Source organism: Streptomyces cacaoi, assembly GCF_006539165.1.
Classification (GTDB): Bacteria; Actinomycetota; Actinomycetes; order Streptomycetales; family Streptomycetaceae; genus Streptomyces; species Streptomyces cacaoi.
Map to the genome: position 1 here is coordinate 24,340 of NZ_BJMM01000006.1, position 17,194 is coordinate 41,533.

The 17,194-nt window shown below is 73.1% G+C and carries 17 protein-coding genes; 8 read left to right on the plus strand and 9 right to left on the minus strand.

Annotated features, from left to right (window positions below):
* Window positions 1-80: 80 nt before the first annotated feature.
* The 3 genes from SCA03_RS07690 to SCA03_RS07700 all read right to left on the minus strand — a co-directional run bounded on the left by SCA03_RS07690 (window position 81) and on the right by SCA03_RS07700 (window position 3,744).
* A complete protein-coding gene (locus SCA03_RS07690) occupies window positions 81-320 on the minus strand; it encodes a DUF4236 domain-containing protein (protein ID WP_230988530.1) in 240 nt (79 codons plus the stop codon).
* Window positions 317-2,872 (minus strand): ATP-dependent Clp protease ATP-binding subunit, encoded by a 2,556-nt coding sequence (locus SCA03_RS07695; RefSeq protein ID WP_170297970.1) that lies wholly within the window; start codon window positions 2,870-2,872, stop codon window positions 317-319. Before SCA03_RS07695 ends, SCA03_RS07690 begins: the two co-directional genes overlap by 4 nt.
* 278 nt (window positions 2,873-3,150) lie before the next feature.
* Window positions 3,151-3,744 carry a TetR/AcrR family transcriptional regulator gene (locus SCA03_RS07700; protein ID WP_078874570.1) on the minus strand — a complete coding sequence of 198 codons (594 nt, stop codon included), beginning with the start codon at window positions 3,742-3,744 and terminating at the stop codon, window positions 3,151-3,153.
* Between the two features lie 62 nt (window positions 3,745-3,806).
* Here SCA03_RS07700 and SCA03_RS07705 point away from each other — a divergent pair, with 62 nt between their 5' ends.
* Window positions 3,807-4,787: an SDR family NAD(P)-dependent oxidoreductase gene (locus tag SCA03_RS07705; protein WP_030884111.1), complete on the plus strand. Its 981-nt coding sequence runs from the start codon at window positions 3,807-3,809 to the stop codon at window positions 4,785-4,787.
* Between the two features lie 215 nt (window positions 4,788-5,002).
* Window positions 5,003-5,539, plus strand: a complete 537-nt coding sequence (locus SCA03_RS07710; protein ID WP_086814642.1) for a GNAT family N-acetyltransferase — start codon at window positions 5,003-5,005, stop codon at window positions 5,537-5,539.
* 88 nt (window positions 5,540-5,627) lie between these two features.
* Here the strand turns inward: SCA03_RS07710 and SCA03_RS07715 are convergent, their stop codons facing one another.
* Entirely contained in the window at window positions 5,628-6,044 is a 417-nt protein-coding gene (locus SCA03_RS07715; protein ID WP_030884107.1) for a VOC family protein, read from the minus strand.
* 36 nt (window positions 6,045-6,080) lie between these two features.
* Between SCA03_RS07715 and SCA03_RS07720 the strand changes: the two genes are divergently transcribed.
* The gene (locus SCA03_RS07720; protein WP_086814643.1) at window positions 6,081-6,722 is read left to right on the plus strand and encodes a nucleotidyltransferase domain-containing protein; all 642 of its coding nucleotides are present in this window, start codon (window positions 6,081-6,083) and stop codon (window positions 6,720-6,722) included.
* Between the two features lie 164 nt (window positions 6,723-6,886).
* Here SCA03_RS07720 and SCA03_RS07725 read toward each other — a convergent pair whose 3' ends face one another.
* The 3 genes from SCA03_RS07725 to SCA03_RS07735 form a co-directional block, all read right to left on the minus strand.
* Window positions 6,887-7,795 (minus strand): PDR/VanB family oxidoreductase, encoded by a 909-nt coding sequence (locus SCA03_RS07725; protein ID WP_086814644.1) that lies wholly within the window; start codon window positions 7,793-7,795, stop codon window positions 6,887-6,889.
* Between the two features lie 20 nt (window positions 7,796-7,815).
* Entirely contained in the window at window positions 7,816-8,445 is a 630-nt protein-coding gene (locus tag SCA03_RS07730; protein WP_030884100.1) for an MSMEG_1061 family FMN-dependent PPOX-type flavoprotein, read from the minus strand.
* 470 nt (window positions 8,446-8,915) lie between these two features.
* Window positions 8,916-9,518 (minus strand): TetR/AcrR family transcriptional regulator, encoded by a 603-nt coding sequence (locus tag SCA03_RS07735; protein WP_086814645.1) that lies wholly within the window; start codon window positions 9,516-9,518, stop codon window positions 8,916-8,918.
* 153 nt (window positions 9,519-9,671) lie between these two features.
* On the opposite strand from SCA03_RS07735, the gene SCA03_RS07740 reads away from it, so the two are divergent.
* The 4 genes from SCA03_RS07740 to SCA03_RS07755 all read left to right on the plus strand — a co-directional run bounded on the left by SCA03_RS07740 (window position 9,672) and on the right by SCA03_RS07755 (window position 14,841).
* On the plus strand, window positions 9,672-10,691 hold the full coding sequence (locus SCA03_RS07740; RefSeq protein ID WP_086814646.1) for an aldo/keto reductase: 1,020 nt from the start codon (window positions 9,672-9,674) through the stop codon (window positions 10,689-10,691).
* Window positions 10,692-11,043: 352 nt separating this feature from the next.
* On the plus strand, window positions 11,044-13,590 hold the full coding sequence (locus tag SCA03_RS07745; RefSeq protein WP_230988531.1) for a histidine kinase: 2,547 nt from the start codon (window positions 11,044-11,046) through the stop codon (window positions 13,588-13,590).
* Window positions 13,587-14,342: a response regulator gene (locus tag SCA03_RS07750; RefSeq protein WP_078873007.1), complete on the plus strand. Its 756-nt coding sequence runs from the start codon at window positions 13,587-13,589 to the stop codon at window positions 14,340-14,342. Before SCA03_RS07745 ends, SCA03_RS07750 begins: the two co-directional genes overlap by 4 nt.
* A gap of 166 nt (window positions 14,343-14,508) precedes the next feature.
* On the plus strand, window positions 14,509-14,841 hold the full coding sequence (locus SCA03_RS07755; protein ID WP_030884084.1) for an SCO4225 family membrane protein: 333 nt from the start codon (window positions 14,509-14,511) through the stop codon (window positions 14,839-14,841).
* 29 nt (window positions 14,842-14,870) lie between these two features.
* Here the strand turns inward: SCA03_RS07755 and SCA03_RS07760 are convergent, their stop codons facing one another.
* The gene (locus tag SCA03_RS07760) at window positions 14,871-15,365 is read right to left on the minus strand and encodes a DUF6314 family protein (RefSeq protein ID WP_030884081.1); all 495 of its coding nucleotides are present in this window, start codon (window positions 15,363-15,365) and stop codon (window positions 14,871-14,873) included.
* Between the two features lie 243 nt (window positions 15,366-15,608).
* Window positions 15,609-16,367, minus strand: coding sequence for an SDR family NAD(P)-dependent oxidoreductase (locus SCA03_RS07765; protein ID WP_086814647.1), 759 nt, complete (start codon window positions 16,365-16,367; stop codon window positions 15,609-15,611).
* Between the two features lie 146 nt (window positions 16,368-16,513).
* Between SCA03_RS07765 and SCA03_RS07770 the strand changes: the two genes are divergently transcribed.
* On the plus strand, window positions 16,514-17,149 hold the full coding sequence (locus tag SCA03_RS07770) for a TetR/AcrR family transcriptional regulator (RefSeq protein ID WP_030879597.1): 636 nt from the start codon (window positions 16,514-16,516) through the stop codon (window positions 17,147-17,149).
* The last annotated feature ends 45 nt before the right edge of the window (window positions 17,150-17,194 follow it).

Consider the following 17,194-nt stretch of genomic DNA (forward strand, 5'->3'; position numbering starts at 1 on the left):
TCGCGGGTGACCGAGGCGCATCGTGTTCCGGAACCGCACGGGCGCCCCGGTCACCCGCCGGGCCCGGTCCGCCGAGCCGGTCAGCTGCCGCCGCGTGAACGGGTGCGCTTGCGGACCGCGCGGCCGCGGCGGCGGCCGAACGGGGCGGGAAGGTTCATCGAGGACGCGCGGCGCCGCACCGAGCCGGTCGTGCGGCGGCCCCGCCGCCGGCCGCCCCACGCCGCCTCCCAGGAGCGGCGGCCGAGGACGAGCCGTACGCCGGGCAGCACCCGGAAGGTCCTACGGCGCGCCGGCCTCATCCGCAGGGTCGGCCGCCTCACGACGACTCCGTGCGGAATTCGAGCTTGCCGTCCGCCTCGTCGACCAGCAGCCGGGTGTCCGGATCGAGTTCGCCGCCGAGCAGCATCCGGGAGAGCTGGTTGTCGACCTCGCGCTGGATGGTGCGGCGCAGCGGCCGGGCGCCGTATTCGGGCTGGTAGCCCCGGTGCGCCAGCCAGTCGACGGCCGCGGGGGAGAAGTCGATGGTCAGGCCCTGGGCGTGCACCCGGCGCCGGGTCTCCTCCAGCAGCATGTCGGTGATCTGCCGCAGTTGGGCGTCGTCGAGCCGGCGGAAGATGACGATCTCGTCGATGCGGTTGAGGAACTCCGGCCGGAAGTGCTCCCGCAGCGGCCGCAGCACGCGCTCCCGGCGGGCGTCCTCGTCGGCCTCCTCGCTGCCGCCTCCGAAACCGACCGTCGTACCGCGCCCGGTGATGGCCTCGGAGCCGAGGTTGCTCGTCATGACGATGACGGTGTTGCTGAAGTCGACCGTGCGGCCCTGCGAGTCCGTCAGCCGTCCGTCGTCGAGGACCTGGAGCAGCATGTTGAACACGTCGGCGTGCGCCTTCTCGACCTCGTCCAGGAGCAGCAGCGAGTACGGGTTGCGGCGCACCGTCTCGGTCAGCTGGCCGGCCTCCTCGTGTCCCACGTATCCCGGAGGGGCGCCGATGAGACGGCTGACGGTGTGCCGCTCCTGGTACTCGCTCATGTCCAGCCGCACCATCTTGTCGTCGCTGCCGAACAGCGCCTCGGCCAGGGCGCGGGCCAGCTCCGTCTTGCCGACGCCGGTGGGGCCGAGGAAGAGGAAGCTGCCGATGGGCCGGTCCGGGCTGGAGAGCCCGGCGCGGGAGCGCAGCACCGCGTCGGCGACCGCCGACACCGCCTCGTCCTGGCCGATGACCCGCTTGCGCAGATGCTCCTCCAGGCCGAGCAGCCGGTCCTTCTCGTCCTGGGTGAGATTGCTGACCGGCACGCCCGTCTGCTCGGAGATGATGTCGGCGATGTCCTCGACGGTCACCTCCGCGATCCGGTGGGCGCCGCGGTCCTCCGGCTTGCGTTCGTCGCGGCCGATGGACTTCTCCAACTCGCTGAGCCGGTCACGCAGTTCCTTGGCCCGCTCGTAGTCCTCGGCCGCCACGGCCTGGTCCTTGTCGCGGCGCACCTGCTCGGCCTCGCGCTCCAGCGCGCGCACATCGGTGCCGCGCGTCGCGGTGCGCAGCCGGACCCGGGCGCCGGCCTGGTCCAGCAGATCGATGGCCTTGTCCGGCAGATAGCGCCCCGTCAGATAGCGGTCGGACAGCTCGACGGCGGCGACCAGCGCCTCGTCGGTGTAGCGGACCTGGTGGTGCGCCTCGTAGCGGTCGCGGAGGCCGCGCAGGATCTCGATGGCGTCCGCCGCCGTCGGCTCGGGGACGAGGACGGGCTGGAACCGGCGGGCGAGCGCCGCGTCCTTCTCGATGTGCCGCCGGTGCTCCTCCAGCGTGGTGGCGCCGATGACGTGCAGTTCCCCGCGCGAGAGCGGCGGTTTGAGCATGTTGCTCGCATCCATCGAGCCGCCTTCCCCGCCACCGCCGGCCCCGACGACGGTGTGCAGCTCGTCGATGAAGACGATCAACTCCTCGCTGTGTGCGCGGATCTCGTCGATGATCCCGGTGAGCCGCTCCTCGAAGTCGCCCCGGTAGCGGGTCCCGGCGACGACGGTACCGAAGTCGAGCTGGACGACCCGCCGGCCGAGCAGGCCGTCGGGTACCTCCCCCTCGACGATGCGCTGGGCCAGGCCCTCCACCACGGCCGTCTTGCCGACACCGGCCTCGCCGATCAGCACCGGGTTGTTCTTGCCGCGCCGGGCCAGGATCTCGATGCTCTGCCGGATCTGCTGATCGCGCCCGATGACCGGGTCGATACGGCCCTCGCGGGCCAGCGCCGTCAGATCCCGGCCGTACTTGTCGAGATTCGGGGTGCCGCTCTCCCGCGTCGGCTGCCCGCCCCGGGTCGGTGCCTCCGCGCCCGCGCCCTGGCCGGGGCCGTAGCCGCCGGGGGCCGCGGTGCCGGGGTCGAAGCGGGCGGCGTCGAGGATCCGGCCCGCCGCCGAGTCCCGGTTGGCGGCGAGCGCGACCAGCACATGCTCGGCGCCGATGTACGAGGCACCCCGGGAGCGGGCGATCTCGTGCGCGTCCAGCAGCGCCCGCTTCACGGCGGGGGTGACCGACAGCGAACTGCGCGGCGGGCCCTCCTCCACTCCGCGGTCGATCTCGGCGGCGAGCGCGTCCGGGTCGGCGCCCGCCCTGGCCACCATGGTGTGGGTCGGTTCGGTGACGAGTGCCGCCCGCAGCAGATGTTCGGTGTCCAGGTCGCTGCTGCCGTGCCGGGCCGCGTACGAAGCGGCGTCGGAGACGAGCTGCCGCGCGGGTTCGCTCATCAGGCGGAGGAAGTCGAAGTAGCGGGGATCGCCCCGCCGGCCGCCCCCGGAGGAGGCGCCCCCCAGGAAACGCGCGACGAATTCGTCGAACGGGTCCCGACCGAAGCCGCCGGGACCCATGTACCCACCGGTCATGGAGTATCCGTCCCGCTGACCCGACCGAGCCGGGCCACGCTGTGTCGGCTGCATGTGGCTTACTCGCCCTGGGTTCCCGGCACAGCGCCCTCGACACCCGCCGTCCCCCGGCCCACGGCAACCGTCCGCCGGGTCGCTCGCGTGACGTGTGCCAGCGGTCGCGGAGCGTATGGCGGGCCTGTGGCACGCGACGACAGCGGTGTCCGGCCGGTGGGGCCCGGGGCAGGAGTACGCCGGCGTCTCCCCGTCTTCCGCGAACGGCGGAGGCCGGGGCCCGTTCAGCGCATCAGGAGCTCGACGGCGGTCGTCATCCGCTCGCGATAGAACTCCCGTGACGGCGCTTGGTGCTTGAGGCCGATGGACGCGCTGATCATCGTCCGGGCGAGCGCGGGCGCCGTCTCCCGTCCCGCCCGCGCGGCGATCGCCTCGGTGAGCAGTTCCTCGAAACGGCGTGGCGCGGTCTCGGCCGTGTCGCCGAGCAGATCGGGGTTGGCTTCGATGACCTCCGTGACATCCCGTGTCAGCGGGCCGATGTAGCGGCCCGCCCACTGGTCGAACGCGGCGACGAGACGCTCCGGCAGGGGGCGTTCACCGTCGGCCAGCACGTCTTCGACCGCCGCGATGTCGCGCTCCAGCGCCTGGGTGACCGCGGCTCGGAACAGGGCCTCCTTCGAGGAGAAGAGAAAGTACAGCCCCGGCCGGGAGATGTGCGCCGCCTGCGCCACCGCCTCCATCGAGGTCTTCCGGTAGCCGAAGCGCGCGAACGTGGTCAGGGCGGCGTCCAGCACCGCGGTCCTTCGGTCCGTTTCGCGGGCCGGCGAGGACGTCCGGCCGGTGTCGGGGCCGCTCCGGAGGGCATCGGGGCTGGTCATGCGCCGAGCATACGAGGAGCATTCGAGCTATACAACTTTCGTTCACTGTGTATAGTCCGGCCATGGCCGAGCCCCAGCTGATCTCCACGCCCTTCACCGCCGCCAGCACCGCGGACGACGTGCTGCACGGCCACGATCTGACCGGCGTCCGCGCCGTCGTGACGGGAGCCTCCTCCGGTATCGGCGCCGAGACCGCCCGGGCGCTGACCGCCGCCGGGGCCGAGGTCACCCTCGCCGTCCGGAACACCGTCGCGGGCGGCACCGTGGCCGAGGCCCTCGCACGGTCCACCGGAAGGCCCCGGCCCCGGGTCGCCGCGCTCGACCTCGCCGACAGGGCGGCCGTCGCACGGTTCGTCGGTGCGTGGCGTGGCCCGCTGCACCTTCTGATCAACAACGCGGGCGTCGTCACCGGCGGCCTCGAACGGACCCGCGAAGGCTGGGAGTTGCAGTTCGCCACCAACCATCTCGGCCATTTCGCCCTCGCGACCGGCCTGCACGCCGCCCTGGCCCGGGGCGCTTCCGACCGCGCCGGAGCCCGGATCGTCTCGGTGAGTTCGACCGCGCACATGCGGTCCGGCGTCGACTTCGACGACCTGCACTTCCGGCACCGCGACTACGACCCGCAGATCGCCTACGCCCGCTCGAAGACGGCGAACTCCCTGTTCGCCGTCGAGGCCACCCGGCGGTGGGCACCCGACGGGATCGTCGCCAACGCCGTCAACCCGGGAGGCGTCGCCACCGGCCTCCAGCGCAACTTCACCCCCGCGCAGAGGCAGTCCCTCGATGCGGCCGAGGCCGCCGGTGTCTTCACCTACAAGACGGTCCAGCAGGGCGCCGCGACCAGTATCGTCGCGGCCGTCCATCCGGCCTTCGCGCACTCCGGCGGGCACTACCTCGACGACGCACAGGAGGCTTACACCGTGCCGGACGACGCCGACCTCGCGCAGCATCCCCACGGCGTCAAGCGCTGGGCGCTCGATCCCGCCCTCGCCCAGCGCCTCTGGACGGTCTCGACCGAACTGCTGCGCACCCCGACCACGTGACGCCTCGGCACACCTGCACGCCGCACCGCACCCGACGCGGGCCCGCCGCCGAACGACGTCTCTCCCGCCGGGCGCTGGACGGCCCCGGCCCGCCGGGGAGCCCCGGCGTGCCACGGAAGTACCGGCACCTCCGGCTCATGGAGGAGCACCTCCGGCTCACGGCGGCCGTGCCCTACGCCGGCGCCCGCCCCTGTCCCGCCGCTCGGAGGTGAACCGTGCCGGAGACCACCGCGAACACCCCGAGAGAGCGGACCACGGTGCTGACCACGCCTCGGCTGCGCGTCACCACCTGGCTGCCGGGCGATCTCGGCGCGCTGCGTGTGCTCCACACCGACCCCCGGGTGATGGCCCATATGGCGTCCGGCGTGGAGACGCCCGAGCGGACCCGTGCCCGCCTCGACACGTTCCTGCGCGAGCAGCAGACACCGGGCTGGACGAAGTGGCGGGTCGAGGACGCGCACGGCGCGCTCGTCGGGCGGGCCGGGTTCCGCCGCCCGCACCGGACCGCACACCGCGAACTCGGCTTCCTCCTCGCGCCCGCCCTGTGGGGCGCCGGGCACGCCACCGAACTCGCCCGCGCCCTCGTCGACTGGCACGAGGCCCACCCCGAGCCGGGCATCGAACCCGCCCTGCGCGCCTATGTCTTCAGAGACAACCTGGCCAGCCGGAAGGTCCTCGAACGCACGGGCTTCCGGCTCCTCGGGCCGGACGGGGACGACACGCGGCAACTCGTCTACGAGAGACGGCAGTAGAACGGCCAACGGGCGCGCACCGGCCGCACGGTACCGTCACGCCGCGGATCCCGCCGGAGCCGCACTCGGGCGACACCGCACCGGCGCGTCATCGGTGCCCGTTCGTGGCCCGGTTCTGCGGAGCCAGGGTGCGAAGGACGCAGAACTCGTTGCCCTCCGGGTCGGCCATGACCACCCAGTTCCGGTCTGCGCCTCGGCCCACATCCGCCTTGGTGGCGCCGAGGCCGAGCAGTCTGCTCACCTCGTCCTCGGTGCTGCCGTCGATCGGGCTGACGTCGAGGTGAAGCCGGTTCTTCACGGTCTTGCCCTCGGGCACCTGGAGGAACAGCAGGGTGGGCGGCATCTGGCGGGCCCGGACATCCTCGACGGTCGGCACCCAGGAGCCGATCTCCACCTTGCCCTCGCTCCGGTCGATCACCTTGAAGTCCAGGACCACGCACCAGAAGGCCGCGAGTCTCTCCGGATCGTGGCAGTCAACGGTCAATTCGGTGAACCTACTTGTCATGCCTCTCCCGGACAGCGCGGCTGATAGATTCCTGCGGTGAGCGAGCAACTACCCGGCGGCGGCGTCGAGTTGTCACCCGACGAGATCGAAGCCCTCCCCGCCAGATGGTCATCGTGCTGGACCCCGAGTGAGGTCGCGCAGCGGCTGGCCGGGAGCACCACGCCCTGGTACGTGGCCGCGGGCTGGGCGCTGGACCTGTTCCACGGCACGCAGACACGCGCTCACGGCGACATCGAGATCGCGATTCCGGCCGCGGGCTTTCCCGAGGTCCGCCGCCGCTTCCCCGGGTATGTCTTCGACGCTGTAGGCAGCGGCCGGATCTGGAACGACGCCACACCGGAGGTCCTGGCCGCCGTGCACCAGACATGGCTCCGGGATCCGGCCACCGGAAACTACCTGCTCGACGTGTTCCGCGAACCGCACGACGGCGACACATGGATCTGCCGAAGCGATCCAGGGATCCGGCTCCCCTACAGCGGTATCGTCCGTCACACCCGGGACGGCATCCCCTACTTGGCGCCCGAACTGGTCCTGCTGTTCAAAGCCGAGCATGTCCGTCCAAAGGATCAAGCGGACTTCGAAGCGACCGTCCCGCACATGACCTCGGCTCAGCGCGAGACCCTGGCCGAGCTCCTCGCTCGCGTACATCCGGGACACCCCTGGATCGCGGAACTGTAGCCGCTCGCCCTCTCGGGTCAGCCGTCGGCGGCGAGGTACTCGGTAGCGGGCAGGGCGTCACAGTGCGGTCGGCCGTGTCGCGCCGGGGCCTCAACAGGGAGGCGCAGCGGGGCTGTTCGGGGCGGCGTGGTCGGGCGTGTGCGGTGCGGTCCGCCGCGGGGCGTTCACAGGTCCAGGACGAGCCGGTCCGAGGCGGCGCGGGAGACGCAGGGGTAGATGCGGTCCTCGGGGGCGCCGATGTCGTCGCGGTGATCCGGCTCGCCGTCCAGGACGGTCAGTTCGCAGCTCCCGCAGACGCCTTCGCGGCAGCCGGACGGTACCCGGAGCCCCGCGTGGTTCAGGGCGTTCAGCAGCGACTCGTCCGCCCCTACCGGGACGGTCCGCTCCGAGCGGGCGCACACCGCCTCGAAGGGCGTGCTGGCGGGGAACGACCGGGCCACCGGTCGGAACCGCTCCACGTGCAGCCGGTCGGCGGGGAACGCGGCCTCTGCCGCGTCGAGCATCGGTGCGGGGCCGCAGCAGTAGACCAGGGCGGCCGGGTCCAGGGTGGAGGCCAGGGCGGCGAGGTCCGGGCGGCCGTCGCTGCGGGTGGCGACGAGGCGCACCCGGTCGGCGAAGCGGGAGCGCAGTTCGTCGACGAACGGCATGCTCGCGAGGGACTGCCCGACGTACACCAGGGATGCCGGCACGCCCGCGTCGGTCGCCGCCCGGAGCATCGGCAGGAGGGGAGTGATGCCGATGCCGCCCGCGACGAAGAGGTAGCCGGGGGCCGGAAGCAGCGGGAAGTGGTTGCGCGGCAGGGACACGTCGAGCGTGCGGCCCTGGCGCAGGAAGCGGTGGATGTACTCCGATCCGCCGCGGCTGAGGGGGTCGTACCGGACGGCGACGCGGTAGCGCTCCCGGTCGGCCGGGTCCCCGCACAACGAGTACTGGCGGGTCAGCCAGTTGGGAAGGTTCAGGTCGATGTGCGCTCCCGGTTCCCAGGGCGCCAGCGCGCCGGCGGAACCGCGCAGGACGACGGAGACGACGCCGTCGGCGACCGGCTCGATACGGTCGATGGTGGTCTGCTGCATGGGGTTCACCTTGTGCGTGGTCAGTAGAGTTTCCGGTACCCGTCTTCGAGCGCGTTGTCGAGCGTCTCGGGAGGGATGTCGAGGCCGAGCTGGGCGGTGAACATCTCGCCCGCCGTGGGCATCTCGTCCGCCAGGGCCTGGCTCGCCGGATCCCACAGCCGGGAGCGGATCACGGCGCGGCCGCAGTGCCCGTACGCCTGCTCCACCTCCACGACGATCGCCAGCTCCGGCGTCCTGCCCTCGGTCTGCATCCGGGCGAGCACGTCGGGTTCGTCGGTGGGGTAGCCGCGGCCGTTGACGCGCAGCACCTCCCGCATGCCCGGTATGAGGAACAGCAGCCCGATCCCGTCGTTCTCGGCGAGGTTGCGGAAGGAGTCGGCGATGCGGTTCCCCGGCCGGTCGGGGATCGCCAGCGTGTGCGCGTCGAGGACCTTCACGAACCCGGGGTAGTCGCCGCGCGGTGTGCAGTCCGCGCGCCCCGCGGCATCCGAGGTGGCCATGGTCAGGAACGGGGAGTGCGCGATGAAGCGGCGGAACTGGTCGTCGATATGGTCGATGATCTTGTCGGTGGCCGTGCCCTCGGGCTCACCGAGCCGGGCACGGACCTCGTCGAGCGACAGGGGGCGCGGGCGCGTTCGGGCATGCGTCATGAGGACTCCTTCCGGGATGCGAAGGGGACGGCGGGCCCGGGCTCGGCGCGCCCGCGTCTTCCCGCCTGCCACGCCGACGGCGGCGGCTGTGCGCTCCGCCGGAGCGCGAGAGCCCATTCTGAACGGGAATCCGATCTCTTGGCTACTCGCATTCGGGCCCCTGCCCACGGGGTCGCGCGGCGTCCCGCCGACCGTCGTCCGGGCCGCGTGGACGGGCCGCCCCGGGCCCGCCGGCGGCGGCCCGGCACCGTGGCCCCGCCCCTGCTGCTCACGTTTTCGGGCGCTGCTCGTGTTTCCCGTCGCCGGGGGAGCGGTCGCCGGGCGCCGGTTCCGAGGCGGTACCAGCAGACGTGGAACTCGGTGGACAGGGCGGCGAGCGCCGCCGGTTCGGCCCCGAGGCCGGGCGCCGCCGTCCCGAAGGGCTGCCCGTCCATCAGCGGCGCCGCGTCGTAGAGGGGGTGTCGCCGAGGTCAGTGCTGTGGGCGGCGTAGCCCTGCGATGAGGAGTTCGACCATGCGGCGTGCGTCGTAGCGGGGGTCGCTGTCCGCGCCGACGCAGAGATTACCCACGCCGCGCATGAGCTGGTACGCGTCGATGTCGGAGCGGATCTCGCCGGCGGCGGTCGCGGCTTCGAGCAGTTCGGTGCAGACGGGTACGAGGCGGTCGAGGAAGTAGGCGTGCAGCGCCTCGAACCCGGTCCTGTCGGCCTGGAGCACGGCGGCGAGTCCGTGTTTGGTGACCAGGAAATCGACGAAGAGGTCGATCCACTGCCCCAGTGCGGAGTGCGGGGAGGGGCTGGTCGCCAGCAGGGCCGGACCTGCGTCGGCGCAGGCGTCGACCTGGTGCCGGTAGACGCCGATGATGAGGTCCGCTCGCGTCGGGAAGTGGCGGTAGATCGTGCCCAGCCCGACGCCGGCCTCGGCCGCGATGTCGCGTACCGGCGCGTCCACGCCTGACGCGACGAAGACCGCGGCGGCCGCATCGAGCAGGGCCTTCTGGTTGCGCCGGGCGTCCTTCCGCCTGGACGGGGCTGCCTGTCCTGCCTGTCCTGCGCCCGCGTCGCTGTCGTCCACCGCACTGCTCCTTCCGCTCGCCGCTTGCAAAAACGGAACCGTGTTCCGTACTGTTCGGAACGAGGTTCCGTTTTGCTCATGATGTCAGAGCAGGGGCTCGGCAACCAAGCCGTGCAACGCACCACGCCGCACCCGCAACGAGGAGACACGATCATGCAGTACCGCACCTTGGGCCGCACCGGTGTGCAGGTCAGCACCCTCGCGCTCGGCGCGATGAACTTCGGGAAGATCGGGCGCACCACCCAGGACGAGGCCACCGCCATCGTCGACGCCGCCCTGGAGGGCGGGATCAACCTGATCGACACCGCCGACATGTACAGCGGCGGTGAATCGGAGGAGATGGTCGGCAGGGCCATCGCGGGCCGCCGCGACGACATCGTGCTGGCCACGAAGGCGACCATGCCGATGGGCGACGAGCGCAATCACCGGGGCAGCTCGCGCCGCTGGCTGGTCACCGCGCTGGAGGACAGCCTGCGTCGGCTCGGCGTCGACCACGTCGACCTCTACCAGATGCACCGATGGGATCCGCACACCAGCGACGAGGAGACCCTGTCGGCGCTGACCGACCTGCAGCGCGCGGGAAAGATCCGCTACCTCGGATCCTCGACCTTTCCGGCCCACCGCATCGTGGAGGCCCAGTGGGCCGCCCGCGAGCACCACCTGAGCCGTTACGTCACCGAACAGCCCAGCTACTCGATCCTCCAGCGCGGCATCGAGGCCCACGTCCTGCCCGTGACCGAGCAGTACGGGCTCGGTGTGCTGGCATGGAGCCCGCTGGCCTCGGGCTGGCTGTCGGGCGCGATCCGCGAGGGCAGGGAGATCACCACGAACCGCTCGACGTTCATGCCGCAGCGCTTCGACACCACCATCCCCTCCAACCGGGCCAGGCTCGACGCCGTCGAGCAACTGGCCGAAGTCGCCGACGAGGCCGGCCTGACGATGATCCAGCTCGCACTCGGCTTCGTGACCGCGCACCCCGGCGTGACCAGCGCACTCATCGGCCCCCGCACGCTGGACCACCTGCACTCGCAGCTCGCCGCCGCAGACACCACGCTCCCCGCGGACGTGCTCGACGCGATCGACGGCATCGTCGCCCCCGGTACCGACCTCGCCGCCCACGAGAAGAACGACACCCCGCCCGCACTGCTCGACCCGTCCCTGCGGCGTCGCTGACTGTCCCCCACGGCAGCCTTCCGGCCGCCGAGGTGAGGCGCACGCACTCACTGCGGCAGAGCCGAAGGGTGGGATGGGCGCGGCGACCGAACGAGCGACCGGGCTCGGGGTCGAGGCCGCGCTGCGTGTGCCGCGCGCCCGGGTCGTCCTCGTCCGCCCCACCCGCGTGACAGAGGGAGATCGGGCGCGCTCTCCCCGGCAGGGCGCGGGCCCGGGCGGCCGGGCGGGGGCCGCGCCGGTGCCCGGCCGTGCGGAGGAGCGGGGCCGGAGCGTCTCCACCCCTGGTTAGAGGTGGTCATCGGCCCGGGGCCCGATGCCCGGGCGCGGCGGGCGGCCATAGCCTGAAGCCATCGTGAAGACCCTGAAGACCGTGATGACGGTCAAGACGAGCAACAACCGACTGCTGCCGGTCCTGCTGCTGGGCGCGCAGGCCGCGGTGTGGCCGGGCGCGGCGCTGCTGCGCGGTGCCGCCCCGGCCGCCGCCGAGCTGCTCGCGGCCGCCGTCGTGGCCGGAGTCGTCGCTGCCGCCCTCGGGCTGCGCCGCGCGCACCCGGTGCCCGCACTGCTGCTGGTGACCGCGGCCTGCGCGCTGGGCGCCGACCCGCTGCCGACGGGCGCGCTGGCCGTCCTGGGCACGGCGGGCGTCGCGCTGGCCCTGGGCACCGTGGCCGTCGAGCACGACACCACCACCGCGCTGCTGTGCACCGGCACGCTCGCGGTGTGGCAGGCCGCACACGGCATCACCCTGCACGGCCTCGGCGACCACCAGGGGCTCGGCTCGGCGCTCACGGCGCTGCTGTACGCCGCCGCGACCGGGGCCGGGATGCGGCTGCGGGCGGTGCGGGCCACGCGGCGGGCCGCCGAACTGCGGCTGCGCCGCGCCGAGTCGGAGCGCCACCGGCTGCCCGCTGCCGAACGCCGCCGTATGGAGCGGGAGCTGCACGACGTCAGCGCGCACCATCTGACGGGGGTCGTCGTGACCGTGGAGGCCGCCCGCGGGCTGCGTGAGCGCCGCCCCGAGATGGCCGGACAGGCCCTGGAGTTCGCGGCGGAGACCGGCCGCCAGGTGACCAGGGCGCTGGGCGCGGTGCGGGCGCCCGCACCGTCCGCCGACGACGTGCCCGCGCCGGAGGAACGGCTGCGGGAACTGGTGGCCGGATTCCGGTCCCTGGGCCAGCCCGTCACCTGTGATCTGGAGGCGCTGCCCGAGGGCGCCGTCGGCGACGCGGCGTACGGCATCGTCCGCGAGGCGCTGACCAACGTGGTGCGCTACGCCTCCGGCGCCGCGACCACCGTCCGCTGCACCTACGACGACGACCGTACGGAGATCGTCGTCAGCAACGCACCGCCGGACGCCTCGGCGGGGCCCACGGCGCGCGGCGCCGGTCTCGGCGGCGGGCGCGGCCAGAACCTGCTGCGCGGCCGGGCCCGCGAGGCGGGCGGCACCCTCACCACCGGTCCGACCCCCGAAGGGGGCTGGGAGGTGCGCGCGGTGCTGCCCGGCCGGAGCGCGGAAGCGCCCTCGGACGGGGTGCCGCGCCGGTACCGGGTGGCACAGTTCGCCGCTGCCGCCGGGCTGCTCGTCCAGCCGCTGGTGCCGTCGCTCGTCCTGCACGACACCGCCCGGCAGCCCGGGCACGGCGTCCCGGCCGGACTGCTGTTCGCACTGCTGGCCGCGGCGCAGGTGACGGCACTGCTGTGGCTGCGCCGTCAGCTGCACGGCACGGATCGGTCCGCCTCCGGAGCGCTGGGTGCGCTGCTCGTCCTGGCCGGGCTGTGGCCCGCCGCCGTCGCCGCCGGCGACTACGCGGGCGTCGCGGCGCTGCCGCCCGCGCTCGGCATGCTCGCCACCTGCGTGGCGCTGGCCGTCCTCGCCGCGCGGGACGCTGCCGGGGACGGCGGCCCGGTGAGCGCCCTCGCGGCGCTGCCGCGTCCGGCCGTGCCCGCGGTGGCCGCCGCCGTGCACGCGGTCGCGGGCACCGGCGCCGTCCTCGCCTGCGGGGTCACCGCGCCGCTCCCGGCGGTCGCCGGGGTGGCGACGGCCGCGGCCGCGGCGGCCGCCGCGTCGGCCTGGGGCCTCGGCACCTGGTACGGCGGACGCGGCCGGGCCGCCGAGGCCGCGCGGGACGAACAGGTCGCGGCCTGGACGCAGGAGGCCGTACGCGACGCGTGGGCCGAGCGCCGCCGGATCACCGCCGGGCTGGAGACGACCGTGCTGGCCCGCGCCGCCGACATGATCGCCGAGGCGGAGGCGGGGCGCCTGGAGGAGACCGCCGCCCGCGCCCGCGACGCCCTCGCCGCGATGCGCTCCCTGCTGGACACCGTCCGGGACGGGGAACAGCACGCCGCGCTGCGTCCGCAGCCCACGTTGGAGGCGCTGGATCTGCTGGTCCAGCAGTACCGGGCCACGGGACGCGAGGTCGAGGTGCGGTTCGGCGCCCGGCTGCCCGAGCGGCTGCCCGCCGAGGTGGACCTCGCCGCCTACCGGGCCGCCGAGATCATCCTGGAGGCGGCCGGCGACGCACCCGCCCGGCTCATGTTCGACCTCGCGGACGGGGAGCTGACCCTCGACGCCTCCGGTGTGCCGCGCGCCACGCGTCCGGCGTCCCGGGAACGGCTGGCCGTGCGGGCCGCCGCACTCGGCGGCACGGTGACCACCCGGCCTCCGGACGCGGTCCGGCTGCGCCTGCCGCGGGGCGCGGAGCACACGGCGGGCGCACCGGCCGCCGTGTGCGCGGGCACGGCACCGGCGGCGGTGGACGTGACCGGGAGCGCGGGCGCGGGCGGCGGGGCGAGGACACAGGGCGCGCCGGAGACCGTGCCGGGCGCAGCGGAGACACCACAGGCACCGGCGGCGCGGCACGGCGCGCGCACGGGCGACGAGGAGGACCCCCGATGACCCTCAGAGTGCTGGTCGTCGACGACCAGAGCGTGGTGCGGGCGGGTTTCGCCGCCATCATCGACGCCGAACCGGACATGGAGGTCGTCGGGGAGGCGGGCGACGGCGTCACCGCCGTACGCCTCGCCGGTGAACTCGCCCCCGACGTCGTCGTCATGGACGTCCGGATGCCCGAACTCGACGGCATCGCCGCCACCCGGATCCTCACCGGCCGCGAGGACGCGCCCCGCGTGCTGGTGCTGACCACCTTCGACCTCGACACTTATGTCTTCGGGGCGCTGCGCGCCGGTGCCTCCGGCTTCCTGCTCAAGGACGTCAGGGCGGACGAACTCCCCGCCGGCATCCGCACGGTGGCCTCCGGCGACGGCATCCTCGCGCCGTCCGCGACCCGGCGGCTCATCGGCCACTACGCCGGGGGACCGGCCGGCGAGCCGCAGCCCGAGACGGACGCCGGGATGCTCGGCGCGCTGACCGCCCAGGAACGCCGGGTCCTCACCCTGGTCGCCTCGGGGCTGAACAACACGGAGATCGCCGAGAAGCTGGACATCGCGGTCGGGACGGTCAAGTCCCATGTGAACGCGCTGCTGCGCAAGCTCGGTCTGCGCGACCGCGTGCAGGCCACGATCCTCGCCTACGACCTGGGCCTGGCCAGGGCGAACCCTCCCGGACCGGACGCGCCACCGCAGCCACACGGCCGACGGGACGGCGCACACGGCCCATGGGAGGAAGCACGCGACCGCTCGGGCGGCTGAGACCACCGCACACCACCACGCACCACGTACTCCTCACGCACTCCTCACGTACGTCCCCGCCCGTCCGGCGCGCCCAGGCAGGACCGCGCCCGTCCAGGCCCGTCAACGCCCGTCAACGCCCGTCAACGCCCGTCCGCGCACGCCACGAACAAGGAGATCCCTCCGCATGACCGCCGAGCGCCGCTCCCTCCCGCACACCCTGCGCCGCGCCCTCACGAGCGTGCCCGCGCTCGTCTACCTGGCGGTCTGCGTGGGCCTGACGGTGTGGGCCGCCGTGGTCACCGCGGGCGACAGCAGCGGCGAGTCCATGGCCGGGGTGATCCCGATGCTGGCCACCCTCCCGCTCAGCCTGGCCGTGCTGGCGCTGCCGCTGCCGGAGGGGCCGTGGGCGTTCCTGCCGCCGCTGCTCGTCTGCGCGCTCGTCAACGCCGTGTTCATCGGCTGGTGCGTCCGCACCCTCACGGAGCGGTCCGTCTCCCGTTCCGGCAACCGGGCCTGAGCCGGGGCCCGTCGGCCGGGCGGGAGCCGTCAGCTGCCGGCCCGCCGGTACACGGAGTCGAGCGTCTGCTCCTTGGCCGGTCCCCGCACGGTCCAGCGCAGCCGCCACTCGTCGGGCGAGACGACGGTGAAGCGGCCCTCGTAGTAGTCGGCTCCGCAGTGGTGCGGGGCCGTCCACCGGCCGTCGCGCAGATCGAGGTCGTGGAAGGGGCGGCCGTCGGCGAAGAACACCCGCGCCGTGCCGTCCGGCTCAGGGACCAGCCGCAGCGTCCGCCCGGCCGCGCGGTGCGTACCGCCCCACTCCAGGACGCCTTCCTCGACGTGCAGCCACGCACCGCCCTCCCCGGCTCCGTGGTCCTCCTCGCACGCACCGCCCGCGTCGTCCCCGCCGTCCTCCCGGAACTCGGCTCGTCCGGTGAACCGGCCGCTGCCGCCGGACATCCGGTCGGACAGCTCGCGGCGTACGGTCCACTCGCCGGCCAGGTAGGCGAGGGCGTCGGCTACGGGGTGCGGTTCGGGTTCCATGGCAGCAGTTTCGCAAGGTCCGCTCTCCGCGGGCCGGACGGGGCCCCGCCCCGGGGCACCGGCGCTGAACGCGGAACACGTGCTCGCGCGCGGTCGCGGGGCCGAGCGGGAGGAGGTGCCGGGGGGAGTCGCCGGGGGAGGTGCGCGCGACCCGGACGCGTCGGAGCCGGATGAGGACGAGACCGGCGCGGAATGAATCCGGCGCGCTGTTGCCTGCGGCCCGGGACAGACCCGCTCGGTCGGTCACAGGAGGGCGCCGCCGGAGACCTCGATGCGCTGGGCGGTCATCCAGCGCAGGCCGTCGGACGCCAGTGTGGCGATGGCGTCGCCGATCTCCTCGGGTTCGCCGACGCGGCCAAGCGCGGTCTGCCCGGCCAGACCCTGGCGCATACCGGCGTCATCCCGCATGGCACCGCCGTTGAAGTCGGTGGCGGTCGGCCCCGGGGCAATGGAGTTGACCCGGATACCTCGGGGGCCGAGTTCTGCGGCCAGAGTGCGGCTCAGGGCCTCGACGGCGGCCTTCGAGGCGGAGTAGACCGAGGTCGCGGGGCTGGTGTGGCGAGTCAACGACGACGAGACGTTGATGACGCGGGCGCCTTTCGCCAGCATCGGCACAAGCGACTGGATGAAGAAGAACGTGCCCCGCACATTCGTGCCGAACACCGTGTCGAAGTCGTCGGTCGTGACAGCTTCCAGTGGCCCGAAGACACCCACCCCCGCGTTGTTGACCACGATATCGAGCCGCGAAGCCCCCCAGCGCTCAAGCAGCCCGCTCAGCTCGGAAGTGAAAGCTCCGAAAGAGGAGACGTCGCTGATGTCGAGACGCACGGCAGCGGCGGTCCCACCCGCAGCGTGCACGTGCTGCTGTGTCTCCTCGGCCCCGGCCACATCACCGCGATGAGTGACCACGACGCGCACCCCGCGCGCCGCCAGCGCAAGAGCCGTACTCCGGCCCAGACCACGGTTCGCACCGGTCACCAAAGCGATCCGGTCGGCTGTCATCCGCTACCCCCCATCACACGGCACCGGAGAGACATCGGGCACCGTCATCAGATGCGAGTCACTTGACTCGCCTTTCCGTTGCAGCGTAGGCAGCCCCAAAGAGGCGAGTCAAGTGACTCGCCTCGGGTCTGGGGCATACTGCACGCATGGCAGCAGAGCTCTCCGCACACCACCGCCGTCTCGCCCAGCAAAAGCGTGAGGCGATCATCTCCGCGGCCACGGACCTCTTCCTGAACCACGGTTACGACGGCACGTCCCTCGCGCGCATTGCCGAAGGGGCGACCGTCTCGAAGTCCACCTTGTTCAAGCAGTTCCCCACCAAGGCAGCCCTCTTCGAGGCCATCGTCACGGAGTCATGGCAGCGTGACGCCACCGGCGCCGTCGCGCGGCCTCCGGCCGGAGATCTGCGTTCCGGCCTGACCTCCATCGGTCACCGCTACGCCGACCTGATCGGCCGGCCCGGTATGACAGCCCTGTTCCGCATCGTCATCGCCGAGCTGCCTCGCTTCCCCGAACTGGGACGGATGCAGTTCCAGCTCGGCAAGCTGCCCTACTTCACCTCTGTCCAGCGCTACCTGGAGTCGGAGCACGAGGCCGGTAACGCCGACGTTCCGGACGCAGAGAGCGCCGCCAACCAGTTCCTCGGGATGATCGCCAACTACGTCCTGTGGCCCCGCATGCTGCTGACCGACTGGAACCCCACAGCCTCCGACATTCGTTACGCCGTCGAGCAAGCGGTAGAGACCACGCTCGCCCGCTATGCCTCCAAGCGACCAGCCTGATCCGAAGCCGGAATGCGTACGTCGTCTCCCGCGCGCTGGAGCTGC

Excerpts from the sequence above, each read along its gene's own strand:
- SCA03_RS07695 (WP_170297970.1), bottom strand. The coding sequence starts at position 2,872 with ATGACCGGTGGGTACATGGGTCCCGGCGGCTTCGGTCGGGACCCGTTC.
- SCA03_RS07700 (WP_078874570.1), bottom strand. The coding sequence starts at position 3,744 with ATGACCAGCCCCGATGCCCTCCGGAGCGGCCCCGACACCGGCCGGACG.
- SCA03_RS07705 (WP_030884111.1), top strand. The coding sequence starts at position 3,807 with ATGGCCGAGCCCCAGCTGATCTCCACGCCCTTCACCGCCGCCAGCACC.
- SCA03_RS07715 (WP_030884107.1), bottom strand. The coding sequence starts at position 6,044 with ATGACAAGTAGGTTCACCGAATTGACCGTTGACTGCCACGATCCGGAG.
- SCA03_RS07725 (WP_086814644.1), bottom strand. The coding sequence starts at position 7,795 with ATGCAGCAGACCACCATCGACCGTATCGAGCCGGTCGCCGACGGCGTC.
- SCA03_RS07730 (WP_030884100.1), bottom strand. The coding sequence starts at position 8,445 with ATGACGCATGCCCGAACGCGCCCGCGCCCCCTGTCGCTCGACGAGGTC.
- SCA03_RS07740 (WP_086814646.1), top strand. The coding sequence starts at position 9,672 with ATGCAGTACCGCACCTTGGGCCGCACCGGTGTGCAGGTCAGCACCCTC.
- SCA03_RS07750 (WP_078873007.1), top strand. The coding sequence starts at position 13,587 with ATGACCCTCAGAGTGCTGGTCGTCGACGACCAGAGCGTGGTGCGGGCG.
- SCA03_RS07755 (WP_030884084.1), top strand. The coding sequence starts at position 14,509 with ATGACCGCCGAGCGCCGCTCCCTCCCGCACACCCTGCGCCGCGCCCTC.
- SCA03_RS07760 (WP_030884081.1), bottom strand. The coding sequence starts at position 15,365 with ATGGAACCCGAACCGCACCCCGTAGCCGACGCCCTCGCCTACCTGGCC.
- SCA03_RS07765 (WP_086814647.1), bottom strand. The coding sequence starts at position 16,367 with ATGACAGCCGACCGGATCGCTTTGGTGACCGGTGCGAACCGTGGTCTG.
- SCA03_RS07770 (WP_030879597.1), top strand. The coding sequence starts at position 16,514 with ATGGCAGCAGAGCTCTCCGCACACCACCGCCGTCTCGCCCAGCAAAAG.